The sequence below is a fragment of the Massilia sp. ST3 genome (assembly GCF_018119405.1).
Taxonomy (GTDB): domain Bacteria; phylum Pseudomonadota; class Gammaproteobacteria; order Burkholderiales; family Burkholderiaceae_D; genus Telluria.
Genome location: NZ_JAGPWC010000053.1, coordinates 14,169 through 35,008 on the forward strand (window position 1 = coordinate 14,169; position 20,840 = coordinate 35,008).

Sequence of the window (20,840 nt, forward strand, 5' to 3'; positions counted from 1 at the left end):
CAACTGGCATTCTGACAATGTACAGTGTCATTATTAAAACAAAAACCAGAGACACCATGCGCACCACCACCCACGCGGCGCAGGCCGGCGGCGAGCCGCTGGACGTGCTGATCGTCGGCGCCGGGCTGTCGGGCATCGGCGCCGCGGCCACCCTGCGCCGGCGCTGCCCGGACAAGCGCTTCGGCATCCTCGAGGCGCGCTCCGCGATCGGCGGCACCTGGGACCTGTTCCGCTATCCCGGCATCCGTTCGGATTCCGACATGTACACGCTCGGCTATGCCTTCCGTCCCTGGACCGACCCGCAAGCCATCGCCGACGGCCCGGCGATCCGCGCCTACGTCGCCGACACGGCGCGCGAGTACGGCATCGAGCCGCACATCCGCTTCGGGCACAAGGTGACCAAGGCCAGCTGGTCGAGCGCGGAAGCGCTGTGGACCGTCACGGCCGCGCTGGCCGGCGGCGGCGAACGCGTGCTGCGCACCCGCTTCCTTTACCTGTGCAGCGGCTACTACAGCTACGACGAAGCCTACCGCCCGCGCTTCGAGGGCGAAGCGGCGTTCCGCGGCCGCATCGTCCATCCGCAGTTCTGGCCCGGGGACCTCGACTACGGCGGCAAGCGCGTGGTGGTGGTCGGCAGCGGCGCCACCGCCGTGACCCTGGTGCCGGCGATGACGGAGCGCGCCGCCCACGTGACCATGCTGCAGCGCTCGCCGTCCTATGTGGTGTCGCGTCCGGCGCAGGACCGCTTCGCACGCCGCATGCAGCGCTGGCTGCCGCAGGGCCTGGCCTATGCGGTGGCGCGCTGGCGTCTGATCGCCGAATCGATCTTCCTGTACCGCCTGGCGCGCGGCAGGCCGGCGCTGGTCAAGCGCCACCTGGTGGCCCAGGCCCAGCGCCAGGCCGGGCCGGGGGTGGACGCCGCCGTGCACTTCTCGCCCAGCTACAAGCCATGGGACCAGCGCGTCTGCCTGGTTCCGGACGGCGACCTGTTCCAGGTCTTGCGCACCGGCCGGGCCGAGATCGTCACCGACCACATCGCCCGCTTCACCGAGCGCGGCATCCTGCTGGCTTCCGGCCGCGAGCTCGAGGCCGACCTGGTGGTGCTGGCGACCGGCCTGTCGCTCAAGGTGCTGGGCGGGGCCGCGATCGAGGTCGACGGCAGCCCGCTCGACCCTGCCCAGGCCATGTCCTACAAGGGCATGATGCTGGGCGACGTCCCCAACTGCGCCATGACCTTCGGCTACACCAACGCCTCCTGGACCCTGAAGGCCGACCTCACCGCCGGCTACGTATGCCGCCTGCTGTCCTGGATGGACCGGCGCGGCCTCGCCATCGCCGTGCCGCGCCGCGACCGCGCGGTGGCCAGCCGGCCCTTCCTCGGCTTCACTTCCGGCTACGTGCAGCGCGCCAGCCGCCTGCTGCCGAAGCAGGGCGCGCGCAAGCCCTGGCAGGTCTACCAGAACTACGTGATGGACCTGCTGACGATCCGCTTCGGCCGCATCGACGACGGCGTCATGCATTTCGGCGCCAAGGGATGCCTGCCATGAGGCGCGCCGGCATGCAGCTCGGTAACCGGGTGGCCGTGGTCACCGGCGCCGGCGGCGGCATCGGCCGCGCGATCGCGCTGTCGCTGGCGCGCCGTTCCTGCCACCTGGCGCTGTGCGACATCGACGCCGCCGCGGCCGCGGCCACCGCCCAGGCGGCGCGCGCCCTGGGCGTGCGCACCAGCGTGCACCAGATCGACGTCGCCAACCGCGCCTCGGTGCGGGGGCTGCCGGCCGCGGTGGGCCTGGTGCACGGGCGCGTCGACCTGTTGGTCAACAACGCCGGCGTGGCCCTGGGCGGCAGCTTCGAGCAGGTCGCGGAAGACGATTTCGACTGGCTCATGGAGGTCAACTTCCACGCCGTGGTGCGCCTGACCCGGGCCTTCCTGCCGCTGCTGCGCGAAAGCGACGAGGCGCGCATCGTCAACCTGTCGAGCATCTACGGGATCGTCGCGCCGCCCGGCCAGAGCGCCTACGCCGCCAGCAAGTTCGCCGTGCGCGGCTTTTCGAACGCGCTGCGCCACGAGCTCGAAGGCAGCCCGGTCGGCGTGACGGTCGTGCACCCGGGCGGCGTCGCCACCGGCATCGCCAGGAACGCGCGCGTCCCCCTGGACGCGCCCCGGCACGAGATCGAGCACGGCCGCGCCGCCGCCCAGCGCCTGCTGCGCCTGGACCCGGCCGTCGCCGGCGAAGCGATCGTGCGCGGCGTCGAAAGGCGCCAGGCGCGCGTCCTGGTCGGCGGCGATGCCAGGTTCGTCGCCTTGCTGGAGCGCCTCCGTCCCGTCAGCTACTGGTCCACCCTGAAGAAACTCACGCTCCGATGATCCTGTTCGCTACCGCCTCGGCCGGCCTCGCGCTTGGCGCACTGGCCCTGTTCTCGCACCGCACGGCACGGCGCATCGAGGCCTTCCTGCCGCCGGCCGGCCGCTTCGTCGAGATCGACGGCCAGCGCCTGCATGTGCGCGACGAAGGCAGCGGGCCGCTGCTGCTGCTGCTGCACGGACTGGGCGGCAACCTGGGCCACTTCAACTTCGGCGCCTGCGCGGAACTGAAGCAGCGCTTCCGCGTGGTGGCCGTCGACCGTCCGGGTTCGGGCTACTCGGCGCGCGCCGGCAATGCGCCGGCCGACCTCTCGAGCCAGGCGCGCGTGCTGGCGCGCCTGATCGACGCCCTCGGGCTGGAACGGCCCACCGTGGTCGGCCACTCGCTCGGCGGCGCCGCCGCGCTCACGCTGGCGGTCGAGCATCCGCAGCTGGTGGGGGCGCTGGCCCTGGTGGCGCCGCTGACCCATGCGCCCAAGGCGGTGCCGTCCGTGTTCCGCGCGCTCGCGATCCGGCCGCGCTGGCTGCGCGGGCTGTTCGCGCACACGCTTGCGGTGCCGGCCTCGATCGCCGCCAGTCGCCGCGTGCTGGAACAGGTATTCGGACCCGAGCCGGTGACGCCCGACTTCCCCACCCGCGGCGGCGGCCTGCTCAGCCTGCGGCCGCGGCACTTCCTGGCCAGCGCCGCCGACCTGGAAGCCCTGCCCGCCCACATGGCGGCGCTGGAACCGCGCTACGGCGAGCTGCGGGTGCCGCTGGCGATCCTGTTCGGGCGCGACGACCGCCTGCTGTGCTGGCGCGCCAACGGGCAGGCCATGCTGGACAAGGCCCCGTGGGCGCGCCTGGACGTGGTCGAGGGCGGGCACATGCTGCCGGTGACGCGGCCCGGATTGACCGCCAGTTTCATCGCCGAAGCCGCGGCCGCGCGCGAGCTGGACCTGTAAGGAAACGGCCATGTACGTGATCCACACCGCGCGCCTTGCCCTGCGCACCTGGCGTTCCAACGACGCCGCCGCCTTCCACGCGATCAACCAGGATCCGCGCGTGATCGAACACCTGGCCGGACCGATGAACATGGCGCAGATCGAGGCCTTCATCGAAACCCAGAACGCCCTGTTTGCACGGAGCGGCGCGTGCTACCTTGCGGCGACCCTGGCCCACAGCGGCAGCCTGATCGGCTTCGTCGGCCTCCGGCATCACCTCGACGTCCCGAGCAGCGGGCTGCCCTTCGCGCCCTGCACCGACATCGGCTGGCGCCTCGGCGCGGCCTACTGGGGCAGCGGATATGCCCACGAGGCGGCCGCGGCCTGCCTGCGCCACGGCTTCGAACTCCTGGGACTGGATGAGATCGTGTCCTTCACGACGCCGCGCAACCTGCGCTCGCGCCGCCTGATGGAGAAGCTGGGGATGCGCCGCGACGAAGCCGGCGACTTCGCGCATCCGGCCCTGGCGCCGGACCACCCGCTGTCGCGGCACCTGCTGTACCGCCTCGCGCGCGGCGCGGCGCCGCGAGACGACGCCTAGCGTTCGCGCGCCGAGGTGTCCTGGTCGCGGTCGGTCGCGGTGCTGCGCTGCCCGCCCGAGCCCTGCTGGTTGAGTTCGCCGGACTGGCGGTTGCCGCCGCCGGCGCCGCTACCGCTGCCGGGCCTGGACTTGCCCATGCCGCCCATGCCGACATCGAGTTGCCCTTCCTTGCTGTCGTTCCTGAATCCCTGGTCCGCGCACTCGGCTTCCGAGCCGCCGGCCAGCAGGTCGTCGGTGCGCCCGGCCTGCTGGTTGCCGCCCTGCCCGCCTTGTTGCACTTGCGCATTGCCGGACATGCTGCCGATGTCGCCGGTGCCGCCGGTCCCCATGGTGCCCGCGCTGCTGCTGCCGTCGCGGGTGAGCTGGTCGTAGCTGCGTCCCTTGGCGTCCTTGTCTCCGCTTTGCATTGCCATGCTGGCCTCCTGTGAGAAAAGTATCGACCTTTCATCATAGACGGCCATGTCGAAACCGCCATAGGCGCACGGGTGAGGGAGCTGTAGGACAGCTCCGCCCTTGCCTCGCAGGATGTACAATCGGGCAACAATGTTTGAAAGCCAAGCTCGCATGTCCCCTTCGCCCCGCGCCCTGGTGGTCTTCGCCGATCCCGCCCTCCACCGTTCCCGCATCAGCCGCCGCGTCGGCGAAGCCGCCCGCAGCCTGCCCGATGTCGTGGTCCAGGACCTGTACGAGCTGTACCCGGACCTGTATGTCGACGTGCGCCGCGAGCGCGCGCTGCTGAAGGAGGCCGACCTGGTGGTCTTCGCCTTCCAGCTGAGCTGGTACGCGATGCCGGCCCTGCTCAAGGAATGGTTCGACACCGTCTTCAAGCCCGAGTGGACCGGACCCGGCGAGCGGGCGCGCCTGGCCGGCAAGTCGTGCTGGGCCGCGGTCGGCTGCGCCAGCCAGCCCGGCGACTACCGGCCCGGAGGCCGCCACGGCCGCCCGCTGGCTGACTACCTGGCGCCGCTCGAGCAGAGCGCGCGCGCCTGCGGAATGCGCTGGATCGAACCCCACGTGTTCTACGGCGCCGAGGGCGCCGACGCCCAGGCTGTCGACGCCCATGCGGCGCAGCTGCGCGCACTGCTGGCCGGGCACCTCGAACGCCTTGCCCTGGAAGGAGTCCCGCATGGAGCATAGCGTGCTCACCGTCGCCGTGGTCTTCCTGGCCGCCGCCGTCATCGCCGTGCCGCTGGCGCGCGCCCTCGGCCTGGGCGCGGTGCTCGGCTACCTGTTGGCCGGGATCGCCATCGGTCCCTGGGGCCTGGGCCTGATCAGCGATGTCGACACCATCCTGCACTTTTCCGAGTTCGGCGTGGTGCTGCTGCTGTTCGTGATCGGCCTGGAACTCGAGCCTCAGCGCCTGTGGTCGCTGCGGCGCTCGATCTTCGGCTGGGGCGCTGCCCAAGTGGGCGCCGTGGCGGCCGTGCTGTTCGGGGCCGCCTGGGCCGCCGGCATTCCCTGGCAGGTCGCCCTGGTCGCCGCCCTCGGGCTGTCGCTGTCCTCCACCGCCATCGCCCTGACCACGATGCAGGAGCGCAACCTGCTGCCCACCCCCGCTGGCCAGGCGGGCTTTTCCATCCTGCTGTTCCAGGACATCGCCGCCATTCCCATGATCGCGCTGGTGCCGGTGCTGGGCGCGGGCGACGCCGACCCGCACGGCGGCTGGGCCGGGGTGCTCAAGCCGGCGGCCGTCATCCTGGGCCTGCTGGCCGTCGGCCACTACCTGGTGCGCCCGGTGCTGCGCGTGATCGCAGGCACCCGCATGCGCGAGATCTTCACCGCCTTCGCACTGCTGCTGGTGATCTCGGTGTCGCTGCTGATGCAGTGGATCGGCATGTCGATGGCGCTCGGCGCCTTCCTGGCCGGGGTCCTGCTGGCCAATTCCGAGTACCGCCACGCGCTCGAGACCGACCTGGAGCCCTTCAAGGGCCTGCTGCTCGGCCTGTTCTTCATCGCGGTCGGCATGTCGGTCGACTTCGGGGTGTTCTTCGCCCAGCCCTGGCGCATCGTCGGGATGGCGCTCGCCTTCCTGGTCCTCAAGCTGCTGGCGCTCTACCTGCTGGCGCGCGCCTTCGGCATGGCGGGACGCCAGCGCACCCTGTTCGCCTTCCTGTTGGCGCAAGGCGGCGAATTCGCCTTCGTGGTGTTCGGCGCGGCCGCCGCGGCGCGCGCCTTTTCGGCCGAGACGGCCTCGATCCTGGTGGTGGTGGTGGCGCTGTCGATGATGGCCACGCCGCTGCTGCTGATCCTGTACGACCGGGTCCTGGAGCCGCGCTGGAACGGCCAGAAGAAGCAACGCAAGGCCGACCGCATCGAGGCCAACGAGGGCCACGTCATCATCGCCGGCTTCGGCCGCTTCGGCCAGATCGTCGGCCGCCTGCTGCACGCCAACCAGGTGCCGCTGACCATGCTGGACCACGACCCCGACCACATCGACACCCTGCGCGACTTCGGCTTCAAGGTCTTCTACGGCGACGCCACCCGCACCGACCTGCTGCACGCCGCGGGCGCCGGCAAGGCGCGCGCCCTGGTGATCGCCATCGACGGCATCGACGACAGCCTCAAGCTGGCGGCGGCGGTGCGCCGCGAGTATCCGGACCTCGCCATCCTGGCGCGCGCCCGCAACATCACCCACTACTACCAGCTGATGGACCTGGGCGTGACCGTGATCGAGCGCGAGACCTTCGAGGCGGCCCTCATGATGGGGCGCAAGGTCATGGAGCAACTTGGATTCGGCGCCTACCTGTCGCGCCAGGCGGCGATGCGCTTCCGCGAGCACAACCTGCAGAGCGTCCACGCGGTCTATCCCTACTACAAGGACCGCGAGCAGTACGTGTCGCTGGCCAAGCGCGCCAACGACGAACTGCATGCGATGTTCGAGCGCGACTTCGTGGCCATGAAGCGCGATCACGAGGATGGCGACGACTGAAAATCACCCACACGGGATGGTTGGCGGAAAGCCGACTGCCAGGCGCTTGGGTTGCCGATAAGCCTAGCCAAGTTGTCTACAAGGGGGCGCCGATGTCGCGTAAACGCATCGCAGCTCCCTTTCTCACCTTAGTTTCCATAAGGCACTGATATATACTCGGCAGCACGATTCCCGGTTGCATGGACGGGACCAGTTTCCACCTCACGCCGCGCTATCTGGCCTTATCTTGGACACCATCCGCCCGCCGTCGCCACGCTCCAGTATCGTGGCCGAAGAAAACTCCGCCCTGATCGATAACTCGCTGGATCTGCTGGCGATGCTCGACCACGAAGGACGCTTCCTGCGCGTGAACTCGGCGGCCAGTGCGCTGCTGGGCTACGAGCCCGTGGAACTGCTGGGCCGCCATTACAGCGACCTGGTCCACCCGGGCGACCACGAGCGCGCGGCCGCCATCGACGCCAGCCTGCGCAACGAGTCGCCCGCGCGCCACGATGTGCGGCTGCGTTTCGTGCGCAGGGACGGCATGGTGATCCTCATGTCCAGCTCGGTGCGCTGGAACGCCGAGTTGCAGTGCATGATCTCGACCTCGCGCGACATTAGCCAGCAGGAGCGCGACCGCGACGCGCTGCGCCAGTCCAAGGACCGGCTTGACGCGATGCTCGAAAGTATCGGCGACGCCTTCTTCGCGGTCGATGGAAACTGGCACGTCAGCTACGCCAACCGCAAGGCGGGCGCCTTCGTCGGCATCGAGGTCGATCAGGCGATCGGCCGCCACATCCTCGAGGTGGTCCCCGCCCTCGAGCATGCCGAGGTCATGGCGCATTATCGCGAGGCGATGGTGAGCCGCGAGGCCCGCAGCGTCGAGGTCTACTGGGAGCCGCTCGCGGTCTGGCTCGAGGTACGCATCTATCCCAGCGAGGATGGACTATCGGTCTACTTCCACGAGATCACCGAGAAACGCAAAGCCGAAGCCGCGGTGCGCGCCAGCGAACAGCGCTTCCGCAGCCTGTTCCAGCAGGCAGGCGACAGCATCATGATCGTCGACCGCAACTTGTCGATCGTGGCCGTCAACGGCCAGGCCTGCGCCTGTTATGGGTATACCGAGGATGAATTCATCGGCAAGAAGGTTAGCGACATCAAGCTCGACGGCGCTAGCCTGGCGAGCCTGGGGCAGGCCTTGCGCGCCGGGCGCCCGCAGTTGCTGCGCACCCGGAAGACACGCAAGGACGGCAGCAGCTTCCCGGCCGAAGTCCACGTTTCGCGCATCGAAGACGGTGGCGAAGAACTCTACCTTGCCATCATCCGCGACCTGAGCGACCGTGAACAAACCGAGCGCCAGCTGCGCGACAGCGAACGGCGCTTGCGCGAAGTCATCGAGATGACCCCCGCCGGCTATCTGGTGGCCTGCGCCGGCGGCCTGCTGCGGGAGGTCAATCCCGCCCTGTGCGCCCTGACCGGCCACGCGCGCGAGGCCTTGGTCGGCCAGCCGCTGGCCGAGCTGTTCGTGGCCTTTCCCTGGCAGGCCCTGGACGACGCCAGCGCCAGCGCCGTGCAGGGGCTGGAGGCGGTGATCCGCCACCGCGATGGCCACCATCTGCACGTCCTGTTCAACGGGAACATCGAACGCGGCGCCGACGGCCGCCTGGCCAGCCTGACCGGCCTGATGGCCGACATCACGGGACGCAAGCTGGCCGAGAGCCGCCTGCGCGAGCTGGCCACCCACGACACCCTGACCGGCCTGCCCAACCGCGCCCTGCTCGGCGAACGCATCCAGGACATGCTGGACCGCTGTCCCGCCGCCGAGTCGGTGGCGGTGCTCTTCCTTGACCTCGACCGCTTCAAGGAAGTCAACGACTCCTTCGGCCACGAGATGGGCGACGTGCTGCTGTGCGAAGTGGCGCGCCGCCTGAGCGGCGCCGTGCGCGCCGACGACCTGGTCGCGCGCCTGGGCGGCGACGAGTTCGTGGTGGCGGCGTCCTGCGCCAACGGGAACGCGGGCGCGGCGCGCATCGCCGACAAGCTGCTCGAGGCGATGACGACGCCCGTGATCGTCGGCGGCCACGAGATCATCGTCGGCGCGTCGATCGGCATCAGCATGTATCCGCGCGACGCGCGCACCCGCGAGACCCTGTTCCAGTCGGCCGACACCGCGATGTATCGCGCCAAGGCGTCGGGGCGCAACCGCTACCGCTTCTTCGAGCCGGAGATGACCGTGGAAACCCAGGTGCGCATGGCGCTCGAGGTGTCGCTGCGACCCGCGCTGGCGCGGCGCGAGTTCGAGCTGCACTACCAGCCGCGCGTCGATCTGCGCAGCATGGAGCCGGTCGGCATGGAAGCCCTGATCCGCTGGAACCACCCGGAGCGCGGACGCGTCCCGCCCCAGCAGTTCATCGGCATCGCCGAGGAGACCGGGATGATCGCGGCCATCGGCCACTGGGTCCTGCAGGAAGCCTGCGCCCAGACCAGGCGCCTGATCGACGAATACGGCCGCCCGATCCGGGTCTCGGTCAACGTCTCGGCGCGCCAGCTGGCCCAGCCCGGCTTCGGCGCCGAGGTGCGCGACGTGCTGGCCCGCACCGGCCTGCCGCCGTCCTGCCTGGAGCTGGAACTGACCGAAAGCGCCCTGATCGAGGACATCGAGCACACCGCCTCGATGCTGCGCGAGCTGAAGAAGCTGGGCCTGGTGCTGGCGGTGGACGACTTCGGCACCGGCTATTCGAGCCTGGCCTACCTGCGCCGCTTCCCGATCGACGTGCTCAAGCTGGACCGTTCTTTCGTGCTGCAGCAGGACGACACGATCACCGCCTTCGACTTCGTCAAGGCCTTCGTCGGCATGGCGCACGCGCTCAACATGGCGGTGGTGGCCGAGGGCGTCGAGACGGCCGAGGTGCTGGACTTCCTGTGCGCGGCCTCGTGCGACGAGGCGCAGGGCTACTACCTGGCGCGGCCCGCGCCGCTGGACGCGGTGCGCGATCTGCTGGCGCCGAGCGCGCCGCGGCTGGCTGGCTAGCATACCCGCAGACTGCTTATTGCCGCTACCCGCAAGACCGCCGCCCCGGCGAAGGCCGGGGCCCAAGTTCGTGAAGCAGTCGAGACGCAAGCAAAACTTGGGTTCCGGCCTTCGCCGGAACGACGGTTTTACGAGTAGCGAAACAAACTGGACTACCTAGGCGCCGGCAGGACCTGATTGCTCCGTCCACGTCGGCCCCGGCGTCGTCGGCCTGTCCCCCTCCCACACCAGCGGATCGATGCACATCCGTCTCCCCGTCATCGCCAGGTCCCAGGCGTGATACACGATCCAGGTCTGGCTCCCATCCGGCGACACCGTGAACGAATTGTGCCCTGGTCCGATCACATGCCCCTCGCGTGAACTCATCAGGGGAGCGGTGCCCTCCGGCGCGCGTTCCCAGGGGCCGAGCGGATGGTCGGCCACCATATAGCTGACGCCGTAGTTCTCGCGCTCCCAGGCGCCGCCGCTGTAGAAGCAGTAGTAGCGGCCGCCATGGCGCAGCACGCTCGCCCCCTCCACCGTGTGCCAGTCGTAGACCGCGTCGTACATCGCGCGGCCGCGCTTGAACAGGTGCCAGTCCGCGTGCGGACGCGCCACCGTGACCGGCTTGCCTTCCAGCCGCGTCATGTCCAGCATGCGGTCGACCACGATGCCGGTGCCGACGCGGTGGTCGTCTTCCTCCTCCAGGAAGTCGACACAGTAGTACAGGTACCACTGGCCGTCGGTGTCGCGGAACGGATGGGCGTCGATCGAGAACGGCTGGTCCGGCACCAGCAGCACGCCGGCGTCGGCGAAGAGGCCGGCCGGATCGTCCGCCACCGCGACCCGCAGCTTGTGGTGCTTGCCTTCCTCGTCGCCCGACGAGTAGTACAGGTAGAACCGGCCGTCCGCGGAAGCCACCTCCGGCGCCCAGAAGTGGTCCGCGCCCGGCTGGTCGATCGCATAGCCCAAGTGCTCCCAGTGCACCAGGTCGCCCGACCCGAGGATGGGAAAGCGGCCTCCCGCCGCGCTGCCGGGCGCGGTGCCGTAGGCGTAGTAGCGTCCTCCGTGCCGCAGCACGAAGGGATCGGCCATGATCTCCGGATAGACCGGATTCGTATAGGTCGTCGCCATCTGGCCCCTCCTACATCCGGTAGCGCAGGCTCAACCCGTAGGTGGTCGGCGAATAGCGGATGTCGCGCGGCCGGATCGGGTCGCCGAGGTAGCTCTCGTAGCGCTCCTTGGTCAGGTTGATCGCGTCGAAGTGCAGGCTGAGGTTGGGGCTCAACTCGTAGCCCACGCTGAGGTCGACATAGGTCGAGGCCTTGACGATGCGGTCCTGGCCGAAGCGCGGCTCGGCGATCTGCTCCACATACTTGCCGCGCCGGGTCGCCGCCAGGCGCCCGGTCCAGCCCGAACGCTCGTAGAGCAGCGCGAAGTTGTAGCTCTGGCGGGCCACGCCCACCAGCGGCGTGGTGCTGAAGTCGCCGCCGCCCAGCGCGGTGCGGGTCTGGTTCTCGCCGTCGATCCAGGTGAAGTTGAACTGGGCGCCCAGGCCGCTCCAGGCGCCCGGCAGGAAGTCGAAGAACTTCTGGATCCCGAACTCCGCGCCCTTGAGCTTGCCCTTGCCCGAGTTCTGGGGCCGGGTGATGCGGTAGGTCTGGCCGTTGATGACCTCGGACTGCTCGAAGTTCTGCAGGTAGCCGTCGATGTCGCGGTGGAACAGCGCGATCTGGGCGAAGCCGTTGTTCTCGAAGTAGTACTCGAGGGTGGCGTCGCTGTTGATCGACTCGGTCGGGTCGAGGTTCGGGTTGCCGCCCGAACCGGTGCCGGGCGCGTTGACGGTCGGCGGGATCAGGGACAGCGCCGGGTTCAGCGAGGCGAATTCCGGCCGGGTGATGGTCTTGCCGACGCTGAAGTGCGACTGCAGCTTGTCGGTCCAGTTGGCCAGCAGGGACAGGTTGGGCAGCACGTTGGTCTCGGAAGTCGACAGGTCGACCGGGCTGATGGTGTCGCCGATGCGGATATTCCCTTCCAGCTTGCGCTTGACCTTGACCGCGCGCACGCCCAGGTTGCCGGACAGGCCCATGCCCGCCAGCTCGGTCTTGAAGCGCGCGCCCAGGTGCAGGGTGGCGCTGCGCTCGCGCTGCTCGAACAGGCGCATCGGGTCGTCCGCCACCCGGCCGGCGCCGGCGCCGTAGAAGGCGCGCACCACGTCGGCCTGGTCGATCAGGAAGTCGCGCGACGGCGTGAACCAGGGCCCGCCCAGGCGGTCCAGGCCCGGCACCAGCTTCTGGAACGACGGACCAAAGGCGGCCACCGGCGAGGGCCGCACCGGGCCGGCGACGTCGCTGTGCCCCTCGGCGCCGTGGAAGGAGACCTCGCGCGTGGACAGGCGGATGCCGCCGGTCAGCGCGTTGATGAAGCCGCCGTCCATGCGCCACACGGCGTCGCTGCGGAACTGGGCCTGCTCGCCCTGCGACTCGCCCCAGTTCTGCACCATCCCGCGCAGCACGAACTGGTTGGGGTCGCGCAGCGGATTGCCGCTGGTGGGCGTGGTGATGGCGTTGTAGCCGCCGTGGCCGTCGCGCCCGTAGGTGTAGACATTGGAGCTGGCGCCCGGGATCTGCTGGTCGACGATCACGGTGTCGTTGATGAAGTCGGAACGCGTGAAGGCCAGGCCGGAATCGACCGAGAGCGCGCCTTCGCGGTAGCGCAGGCCGAAGTTCAGGTAGTGGGTGTCGGTGCGCTCCTTGACGCCCCAGGTGCTGGTGGCCGTGTAGGGGTCCCAGTCGTAGGGGCCGCCGAACTGCGCGGCGGCGGCGAAGGCCGACTGGATCGGGCAGATCATGCCGTTCGGGGTGGCGCAGTAGCCGCCCTCGGGCGCCAGCACCACGTTCGTCAGGCGCGGGGTCCAGGTGGCGATGTTCAGGATGTAGTCGACTTCGCTGCGGCCGCGGTAGCTGGTGCCCAGGTACTGGGTCGAGAACTCGAGCGCGGGGCTGATCTTCCACTGGAAGGCGCCGTGGATGCTGCCGCGTTCGCGGTCGCCCGCGTTGTAGATGCCGCCGATATTCGGCAGCTCGCCCAGGCGGTCGCCCGGGCGCAGCGGCGCGATCGGCTGGTCGTCGTTGAGGCGGGTGGCGGTGCCGTCCGGGCTGACCGAGAAGATGCGGTCCGGCCGGTCGACCCATTGCACCGGATAGCCCCAGCGCTCCTTGTTCCAGGCGACGTCCACCAGGAAGCCCATCTCGCCCACGCCGGTCTTCCAGCGGTTGCTGGCGAGGACGCCGACGCCCGGGTTGGTCTTGGACTTGTGGGCATCCGAACCTTCCACTTCCTGCCGCCGCGCCTCCACATAGCCGCTCAGCATCTGGCCCTTGAAGTCAAAGGGCGAACGCAGGCGCACGTTGACGGCGCCGGCGATGCCGCCCTCGAACTGGTTGGCGGTGGCCGACTTGTACACGTCCAGGCCGCCGATCGACTGCACCGGCAAGTCCTGGTAGGAGAGGCGCCGCCCGGTACCGGTAAAGATCTCGTTGCCGTCGATGGTGGTGGCGACGTCCGGCAGGCCGCGGATGATCACGCTGCTGGTCTCGCCCCGGTCGCGGCCCACCTGCACGCCCGCGATGCGCTGCAGGGCGTCGCCGGCGGCGCGGTCGGGGAACTTGCCGATGTCGTCGGCGTTGATGGAGTCCACCACTTGCTCGGCGTCGCGCTTGATCTCCTCGGCCGAACGGATGCCGGCGCGCAGGCCCGTGACCTGCACGGTCTGGATCGGGGCTGCGGCGCCCGGCGCGGGGGATGCGCTGGCTGCGTCGGTGGTCTGGGATTGGGCAAAAGCGCCATGGGCGGCGAGCAGGGTGATGGCCGCGCACACCGGCCTGAGTTTCAGGGTCGTCATCGTGTCTCCTGGTTTCTCTGCGGTCCGGACCGGCGCCGTCGACGGCGTCGGTTACCGATATGAATATTTTTATTAGTCATAAATATGACCAACTAGACAAAAAACTAACCGAAATTTTTCGGGGGCGGCGCACCCGAGAACCCGGAAAACGGGGCCGGAATCAGGCGATTTTGGCGACCGATTCGCGCTCCACCAGAGGGCAATCCATCTTGATGCTGGTGCGGCGGGCCAGCGAGGCGCGGGTCTGGTCGACCAGGGCCTGGACCGCCCAGCGTCCCATTTCGTAGTTTGGTAACAACACTGTGGTCAGCGGCGGGGTGGTATAGCGCGCCAGGTCCTGGTCGTCGTAGCCGACGATGGACACCTGTTCCGGCACCTCGCGGCCCAGCTTGCGGGCCGCTTCGAGGGCGCCGACCGCCATCAGGTCGTTGGCGCAGAACAAGGCGGTGGGCGGATCGGCCAGCGACAGCAGGTCCAGCGCATGGCGGTAGCCGCTGCCGACCTGCCAGTCGCCTTCGCGCACCAGCAGCGGATCGAAGGGAATGTCGCAGGTCGACAGGGCCTGGCGGTATCCCTTCAGGCGCTCGGCGGCCGCCTCGATCCAGCCTTCGCCGTTGACCAGGCCGATGCGCCGGTGGCCCGCCTGCGCCAGATGCAGGGTGGCGGCGAAGCCGCCCAGCACCTCGCTCGGCACCACCGAGGAATACTGGCGGTCGCGCGTGTGGCAGTTCAGCAGCACCGCGGGCACCCCGTCCAGCTGGGCGGGCAAGGTCACGGCGCGGGTGAAGATGGTGGCGTAGACCACGCCCAGCAGGCCGGGATCGGCCAGCATGCGCGCCAGCACCGCGCCTTCGTTGGCGGGGTCGCCGCGGGTGGCGAACACCGCCAGCAGGCAGTCCTGCTCCCAGGCGCCGTCGCGCGCGCCCTCGATGGTCTGCATCGCATGCGGGCTGGTGGCCAGTTCGTCGCTCAGGTAGACGATCAGGTTGCGCTCGCGCGGCGTGGCGGGCAGCGCGTGGCGTTCGAGCGGATAGCCGATCTCGCGCGCGATGCGCAGCACGGCGTCGCGGGTGGCCTTGCTCACCTTGGCCCCGCTCATCTGGTTGATCACCAGCGACACCGTGGACTGCGACACCCCGGCCAGCTTGGCGATATCGGTCATGGTCGGCCGCCGCGGGCGGCCGCTCCCGCTCCCGCCTCCGCTCATCCCCCCGGCGTGCGCGCGAAGGCGACGCCCTCCTCGTCGAACAGGTGGCCGCGCGCGGCGTCGAAGGCCAGCGCGACGCGCTCGCCGCGCTGCGGGCAGGCTTCGTCGGGGCGGCACTTGATGGCCACCATCTCGTCCACCCCGGCCACCTGGGCATGGACGATGGTGGCGTCGCCCAGGTATTCGACCAGGGCGACGTCGGCCGGAATCGTGCCGACCGGGCCGTGATGGTCGCCCGCTTGCGCCATTCGCAGGTGCTCGGGACGCACGCCCAGCGCCACCCTGGCGCCCGGCGGCGCCCGGCCCACATCGGCCGCCACCCGGGCCGCCGCGCCGTCCGGCAGGCGCACCAGCACTTCGCGCCCTTCCTCGCCGGCCAGCATCCCGGGCAGGAAGTTCATCCGCGGCGAGCCGAGGAAACCCGCCACGAAGCGGTTGGCGGGATGCTCGTACAGCTCCAGCGGCGTGCCGGCCTGCTCGATCCGGCCGTCGTTCAATACGACGATCTTCTGGCCCAGGGTCATGGCCTCGACCTGGTCGTGGGTCACGTAGATCATGGTCGCCCCCAGGTCCCGGTGCAGCCGCGCCAGCTCGACCCGGGTCTGGCCGCGCAGCGCGGCGTCGAGGTTGGACAGCGGCTCGTCGAACAGGAAGACCTGGGGCTTGCGCACGATGGCGCGTCCGATCGCCACGCGCTGGCGCTGGCCGCCGGACAAGGCCTTGGGCCGGCGCTCCAGCAGATGCCCGATCTGCAGGATCTCTGCGGCGCGGGCGACGCGATCACGGATCTCCGCGCGCGGCAGCCTGGCCAGTTTCAGTGCGAAGCCCATGTTCTCGGCCACCGTCATGTGCGGATACAGAGCGTAGCTCTGGAACACCATGGCGATCCCGCGCTGCGAGGGCTCGACGTCGTTGCATACCCGGTCGCCGATTTCCACCGTGCCCGAACTGACGTCCTCGAGGCCGGCGATGATGCGCAGCAGGGTCGACTTGCCGCAGCCGGAAGGCCCGACCAGCACCACGAACTCGCCGTCCGCGATGTCCAGGTCGACGCCCTTGATGACGCTGTTGTCCTCGAACTGCTTGGTGATGCCGAACAGGCGCACATTCGCCATGGGTCTTATCCTTTCAGGCCGGTGGCGGCCAGGAAGCCGTGGGTGACGCGGCGCTGGAACAGCACATAGGCCAGCGCCACCGGCAGCGCCCCCAGCAGCGCCGCCGCCATCAGCTGGGCGTAGCGTACGCCGAAGGCGTCGTAGGTCTGGGTCAGGCCCAGCGGAATCGTCATCATGTCGTTCGAGGTGACGATGATGAAGGGCCAGAGGAAGTTGTTCCAGGCGCCGATGAAGGTGACGATCGCCATCGCCCACACGATGTTGCCGGAGAGCGGGAGGTAGACGCTCCACAGGATGCGCAGCGGTCCCGCACCGTCCATCACGGCCGCCTCGCGAAAGTCGGCCGGAATCGCGTCGAAGAAACCCTTGAACACGTAGATCACCACCGGCGCCACCACCTGGGGCAGGACGATGCCGGCATAGCTGTTGATCAGTCCGAGCTGGTTCATCATGCGGAACAGCGGCACCAGCAAGGCCTCGAAGGGCACCAGGAAGGCCAGCATGGCGGCGCCGAACAGCAGTCCACGCCCGCGAAAGCGCAGCTGCGAGAAGGCATAGGCCGCCATCAGGCTCAGCGCCATCGTCAGCACGGTGACCAGCAGCGCCACCAGCGCGCTGTTGAACAGCCAGCGGCCGACGTTGCCGGCCGCGAGCACCTTGCGGAAGGCGTCCAGCGTCCAGTCGCGCGGCAGCCAGTGGAACACGGCGGACACGGTCTCGTGCTCGGGCCGCAGCGCCGTGCTGACCGCCCACAGCAGCGGCGCCGCCCACATCGCGGCCAGCAGCAGCGCAGCCAGCGCGCCGGCCAGGGTCCAGCCCAGGCTCGAGCTGGCCTTCATGCCGGCCTTCATGCCCGCCTCCCGTCGAGCCAGCGCACGAAGGCCGCCTGGGCCAGCGACAGCAGGACCACGATCAGCACGAAGGCCATGGCGATGGCGGCGGCGTAGCCGGCGTCGCTCTGGGTGAAGGCGGTCTCGAACATGTAGTGCAGGGTCACGCGCGTGGTGTTGAAGGGCCCGCCGGTGGTCAGGATGTAGGTCTGGCCGAAGATCTTCATCGAGGCGATCAGCTGCAGCACCATCGCCATCCCGGCCACCGGCCGCAGGGCCGGCCAGGTGATGGCGCGGAACAGGGTGAAGCCGCGCGCGCCGTCCAGGGCCGCCGCCTCGTACAGGTCGGCCGGGATGTTGCGCAGGCCGGCCAGGAACATCAGCATGTTGAAGCCCACCGTCCACCAGATGGTGGCGATGGCCACCATCGGCATCGCCCAGGTCAGGTCGGCCAGCCAGGCGCGCTGCATCCCCAGCACGTGGTTCACCACGCCCGACGAGGGCTGCAGCATCCAGTCGGCGATCAGGGTCATCACCGAGATCGGCAGCACATAGGGCAGGAAGAAGGCGCCCTGCAGCCACGCGCGCGTGCGCACGAAACGGTCGACCAGCAGGGCCATCACCAGGCCCAGCGCGGTGAGCGGCACCACCGTCAGCAGGGCAAAGTAGAAAGTGTGGCGCAGCGCGGCCCAGAAGGACGGGTCCTGCACCAAGGTGGCGTAGTTGGCGAGGCCGACGAAGGCATTGGTGCGGGTCAGGCTGCTTTCCGTGAGGCTGAGCCAGAAGGTTTCCAGCGCCGGCAGGAAGAAGAACAGCAGGAAGACCACGGCGAAGGGCGCCAGCAGGAGCAGCGCGGGCAAGGTGTCGCGCCGGGTGGCCGGGTTGAGCAGGAAGCGCATCGGGGCTCCTAGTAGCGCGGCGGGCGCTTGCGCAGCAGGCGCGCCGCCTCGGTCTCGAACATGCCCAGCGCCTCCTTCGGCGTCAGCTGCGAGGACAGCGCCGCCGGCAGGAACTTGGACGCCATCGCTTGCAGCGGGCCGGCCGCGCCCATGTACCAGGCGTCCGGATCATAGACCACGTGGTCGGCCACCCCGGCATACAGAGCGTTGGGCATCAGGCTGCGCGCCTGTTCCGATTCGGCGACGGGCTTGTAGGCCACCACATGGCCGCCCTCGGCCCAGCCGAACGAATTCTTGCTGACGAAGGCGATGAAGCGCATCACCGCCTTGACCTTCGCGGGCGGCATCGGGTTGCCCTCGTTGGCCGGAATGGCAAAGGCGTGCGAATCGGCCCAGACACTGGCGTTGCCGTACATTTTCGGCAGGGGCACGATGCCGTAGTCGAAGCCCAGCGTCCCTTGCCTGGTCGCCCGCACCACCTCGGGCACTTCCCACACGCCGTTGATCATGAAGCCGGCGTTCCCGCCCATGAACTGGCTGGTCGAGGCGGCGTAGTCCAGGCCTGACTGGGCGTAGCCCTGCTGGAACCAGCCGGCGATGCGCGCCAGCGACGCTTCGCCCGCCGCGCCATAGGCGAACTTGCCGTCCCTGATCAGGGGCACGCCCTGCTGGGCCAGCATCGAGATCCACAGCCGCCATACGGCGTAGGAGCTCTGGCTGCTTTCCATGGTCATGCCCGGCCGGCCGGTGGCCTGGCGCACGGCGCGGAAGGCGTTCGTCAGGCTGTCGATTCCCTCGATGGGCTTGAGCTCGCCCTCGGCATCGAGCAGGCCGGCGCGCCCGACCAGGGTCTTGTTGTAGTAGAGGACCAGCGGATGCAGGTCGATCGGCACCGCGTAGATCCTGCCTTCGTAGACGGATTTTTTCCACTGGCGCGGGTAGAAGTCGGTGTCGCTCAGGTCGGCACCGCTCAGCTCGAAGGGCGCGATGGGACGCAGGACGCCGCCGCCGGCCAGATTGACGATGCGCGACAGGTGCACGGTGGCGAGGTCGGGGCCGGCGCCGACCACCGAGGAGGTGATCAGCTTGGTGTAGAAGGGCTCGCCCCATTTCAGCGTGGTGCTGACCACCCTCACCTCGCGCTGGCTGGCGTTGAAGCGTTCGACCAGGGCGCGCATGCGCGCGCCGTCGCCGCCGGACAGCAGGGTCCACATCCTGACTTCGACCTGGGCCAGCGCCGGCAGGCTGAGGCCCGCCAAGGCGGCCGCCAGCACGGCGCCAGCCAGGCGCATCGCTTTGGGCGCCAAGCTTGTCTCCTGCAATGTTTGTTGAGTTTTATGAATTAATACTAGCAAATAATTCTTGTACAGGGATGGATTTGGCTGTGCGGTGTGCGGGCAAACTTGGATTCCGGCCTTCGCCGGGAGTCATTGCCGCCAATGGCGGGAATGACGCCGCCAATGGCGGGAATGACGCCGCCAGTGGCGGGAATGACGCCGCCAGTGGCGGGAATGACGCCGCCAGTGGCGGGAATGACGGTTTTACAGTTTCGTGTCGACACAGAAGCTGTTGGCCCGCGCCCCCAGAACGTCATTCCGGCGTAGGCCGGAATCCAAGTCCAACCGACGCATGATATGCCCGGACTGTTAAAATCACCCCTTTTGCAGGTAGTAGAAATGGGCATCGGCGTACTCTGCGGCCTCCTGGCCGGCGCACTCTGGGGACTGGTCTTCATCGTCCCCGAACTGCTGGCGTCCTTCAGCCCCCTCGAACTGGCCGTCGGCCGCTACCTCGCCTACGGCGCCATGGCCTTCGCCCTGCTGCTGCCGCGCCTGCGCAGCCTGCGTGGCCGGTTGACGCGCGCCGATTGCGCCGCCCTGGTGCGCCACGCCCTGGCCGGCAACCTGGTCTACTACATGCTCCTCTCGGTCGGCGTGCAATACGCCGGCGTCGGGCCCACTTCGCTGATCGTCGGCATGCTGCCGGTCGTCGTCACCCTGCTCGGCCGCCACGACCACGGCGCCGTGCCGCTGCGCCGCCTGGCGCTGCCGCTGCTGCTGGTCGCGGCCGGCATTGCCTGCATCAATGTCGACGCCTTCGCCCACCCGGCCAGCAGCGACCCGGTCCGCACTGCGACCGGCATCGCCTGCGCCACCGGCGCACTGCTGTGCTGGAGCTGGTACGCCCTCGACAACGCGCGCTACCTGAAGCGCAACCCGCATTTCGGCAGCGCCGAGTGGTCGGCGCTGTACGGCCTGTCCACCGGCATCCTGGCGCTGGTGCTGGGCGCCGCGGCCTGGGCGGGCGGCGACGCCTTCGCTTCCGCGCCGGCCACGCGCGACTGGGCCCTGTTCTGGACCTGCAACGCGCTGCTGGCCCTGGGCGCCTCGGTGATCGGCAACCAGTTGTGGAACGTGGCCAGCCGGCGCGTGCCGGTCACCCTGTCCGGCCAGCTGATCCTGTTCGAGACCCTGTTCGCCCTGTTCTACGGCTTCGTCTACCGCGGCCACGGCCCACGCCCGCTGGAGCTGGCCGCGATCGCCCTGCTGGTGTGCGGCGTCACCTGGTCGGTGCGCGCGCATTCTCCCTCGCTACTTGAGACGGGACACGGAAACCTGGCTGAAGGTGACGGCGTGGCCGGCGCCGCCCATCGCCACCAGGCCTAGTTTCGCACTGGCGCCAAGGCGGTGGGTCCAGGTGCCCCCGCCGACCCAGCGTTCGCCGTCCTGGCTCGACCAGGCCGTATAGCGCTCCTCGCCGTCGCCGCCGCGCCGCACCTCCAGGCGCAGCCAGGTCCACTCGCCCGGCGTGCCCGCCACCGTGTTGCCGTAGCGCGGATGGTAGGGCTCGACCGGCGCCAGCTCCTTGGCGAATTCCACCTGGCGCAGGCCGCCCCGGGCCAGCTCCACCAGCTTGACGTAGTTGTCGTCGTCGCGCAGCACCACCAGGCCGGCCTGCACGGGCCGCGCGCAGCAGTCGAGCGGCGCGTCCAGGCGCAGGCGCGCCTCGATGCGCAAGTCGCCGCCCGGCAGCGGCGTGGCCAGCAGGGCCGCGGTGTCGGTGTCCAGGTGCAGGTCG

At 69.4% G+C, this 20,840-nt stretch carries 17 protein-coding genes; 8 read left to right on the forward strand and 9 right to left on the reverse strand.

Annotated elements, in window-relative coordinates; translation table 11 throughout:
- Nucleotides 1-56 precede the first annotated feature (56 nt).
- Genes KBW98_RS17005 through KBW98_RS17020 form a run of 4 tightly spaced genes read left to right on the forward strand, consistent with a single transcriptional unit; the run spans nucleotide 57 to nucleotide 3,889 of the window.
- Nucleotides 57-1,547, forward strand: a complete 1,491-nt coding sequence (locus KBW98_RS17005) for an NAD(P)/FAD-dependent oxidoreductase (protein WP_211521347.1) — start codon at nucleotides 57-59, stop codon at nucleotides 1,545-1,547.
- Nucleotides 1,544-2,368, forward strand: coding sequence for an SDR family oxidoreductase (locus KBW98_RS17010; RefSeq protein ID WP_229429248.1), 825 nt, complete (start codon nucleotides 1,544-1,546; stop codon nucleotides 2,366-2,368). The genes KBW98_RS17005 and KBW98_RS17010 overlap by 4 nt, the downstream gene beginning before the upstream one ends.
- Nucleotides 2,365-3,309 carry an alpha/beta fold hydrolase gene (locus tag KBW98_RS17015; protein WP_211521348.1) on the forward strand — a complete coding sequence of 315 codons (945 nt, stop codon included), beginning with the start codon at nucleotides 2,365-2,367 and terminating at the stop codon, nucleotides 3,307-3,309. The genes KBW98_RS17010 and KBW98_RS17015 overlap by 4 nt, the downstream gene beginning before the upstream one ends.
- Before the next feature lie 10 nt (nucleotides 3,310-3,319).
- On the forward strand, nucleotides 3,320-3,889 hold the full coding sequence (locus KBW98_RS17020; protein ID WP_211521349.1) for a GNAT family N-acetyltransferase: 570 nt from the start codon (nucleotides 3,320-3,322) through the stop codon (nucleotides 3,887-3,889).
- On the opposite strand, the gene KBW98_RS17025 is transcribed toward KBW98_RS17020, so the two are convergent.
- Complete coding sequence (locus KBW98_RS17025; RefSeq protein ID WP_211521350.1) at nucleotides 3,886-4,302, reverse strand: hypothetical protein; 417 nt, start codon at nucleotides 4,300-4,302, stop codon at nucleotides 3,886-3,888. The genes KBW98_RS17020 and KBW98_RS17025 overlap by 4 nt on opposite strands.
- A 151-nt stretch (nucleotides 4,303-4,453) precedes the next feature.
- Here KBW98_RS17025 and KBW98_RS17030 point away from each other — a divergent pair, with 151 nt between their 5' ends.
- From KBW98_RS17030 to KBW98_RS17040, 3 genes are all read left to right on the forward strand, one after another.
- Nucleotides 4,454-5,026, forward strand: coding sequence for an NAD(P)H-dependent oxidoreductase (locus tag KBW98_RS17030; RefSeq protein ID WP_211521351.1), 573 nt, complete (start codon nucleotides 4,454-4,456; stop codon nucleotides 5,024-5,026).
- Nucleotides 5,016-6,818, forward strand: coding sequence for a glutathione-regulated potassium-efflux system protein KefC (kefC, locus tag KBW98_RS17035; RefSeq protein ID WP_211521352.1), 1,803 nt, complete (start codon nucleotides 5,016-5,018; stop codon nucleotides 6,816-6,818). The genes KBW98_RS17030 and kefC overlap by 11 nt, the downstream gene beginning before the upstream one ends.
- A 226-nt stretch (nucleotides 6,819-7,044) precedes the next feature.
- Entirely contained in the window at nucleotides 7,045-9,828 is a 2,784-nt protein-coding gene (locus KBW98_RS17040) for an EAL domain-containing protein (RefSeq protein ID WP_211521353.1), read from the forward strand.
- Nucleotides 9,829-9,984: 156 nt separating this feature from the next.
- Here the strand turns inward: KBW98_RS17040 and KBW98_RS17045 are convergent, their stop codons facing one another.
- The 7 genes from KBW98_RS17045 to KBW98_RS17075 all read right to left on the reverse strand — a co-directional run bounded on the left by KBW98_RS17045 (nucleotide 9,985) and on the right by KBW98_RS17075 (nucleotide 19,069).
- Nucleotides 9,985-10,941, reverse strand: a complete 957-nt coding sequence (locus tag KBW98_RS17045; protein ID WP_211521354.1) for a glycoside hydrolase family 43 protein — start codon at nucleotides 10,939-10,941, stop codon at nucleotides 9,985-9,987.
- A 10-nt stretch (nucleotides 10,942-10,951) separates the two neighbouring features.
- Nucleotides 10,952-13,711, reverse strand: coding sequence for a TonB-dependent receptor (locus tag KBW98_RS17050; RefSeq protein ID WP_211521355.1), 2,760 nt, complete (start codon nucleotides 13,709-13,711; stop codon nucleotides 10,952-10,954).
- A gap of 160 nt (nucleotides 13,712-13,871) precedes the next feature.
- Nucleotides 13,872-14,873, reverse strand: a complete 1,002-nt coding sequence (locus KBW98_RS17055; RefSeq protein ID WP_211521356.1) for a LacI family DNA-binding transcriptional regulator — start codon at nucleotides 14,871-14,873, stop codon at nucleotides 13,872-13,874.
- A gap of 41 nt (nucleotides 14,874-14,914) precedes the next feature.
- The gene (locus KBW98_RS17060) at nucleotides 14,915-16,033 is read right to left on the reverse strand and encodes an ABC transporter ATP-binding protein (protein ID WP_211521357.1); all 1,119 of its coding nucleotides are present in this window, start codon (nucleotides 16,031-16,033) and stop codon (nucleotides 14,915-14,917) included.
- Between the two features lie 5 nt (nucleotides 16,034-16,038).
- Nucleotides 16,039-16,884 carry a carbohydrate ABC transporter permease gene (locus KBW98_RS17065; protein WP_229429249.1) on the reverse strand — a complete coding sequence of 282 codons (846 nt, stop codon included), beginning with the start codon at nucleotides 16,882-16,884 and terminating at the stop codon, nucleotides 16,039-16,041.
- Nucleotides 16,881-17,762, reverse strand: coding sequence for a carbohydrate ABC transporter permease (locus tag KBW98_RS17070; RefSeq protein WP_211521358.1), 882 nt, complete (start codon nucleotides 17,760-17,762; stop codon nucleotides 16,881-16,883). Before KBW98_RS17070 ends, KBW98_RS17065 begins: the two co-directional genes overlap by 4 nt.
- 8 nt (nucleotides 17,763-17,770) lie before the next feature.
- Nucleotides 17,771-19,069, reverse strand: coding sequence for an extracellular solute-binding protein (locus tag KBW98_RS17075; protein WP_229429250.1), 1,299 nt, complete (start codon nucleotides 19,067-19,069; stop codon nucleotides 17,771-17,773).
- A gap of 369 nt (nucleotides 19,070-19,438) precedes the next feature.
- Here KBW98_RS17075 and KBW98_RS17080 point away from each other — a divergent pair, with 369 nt between their 5' ends.
- Entirely contained in the window at nucleotides 19,439-20,428 is a 990-nt protein-coding gene (locus KBW98_RS17080; RefSeq protein ID WP_211521359.1) for a DMT family transporter, read from the forward strand.
- Here the strand turns inward: KBW98_RS17080 and KBW98_RS17085 are convergent.
- Nucleotides 20,354-20,840 (reverse strand): hypothetical protein (locus KBW98_RS17085; protein ID WP_211521360.1); only part of this gene is annotated, 487 nt, incomplete at its 5' end. The genes KBW98_RS17080 and KBW98_RS17085 overlap by 75 nt on opposite strands.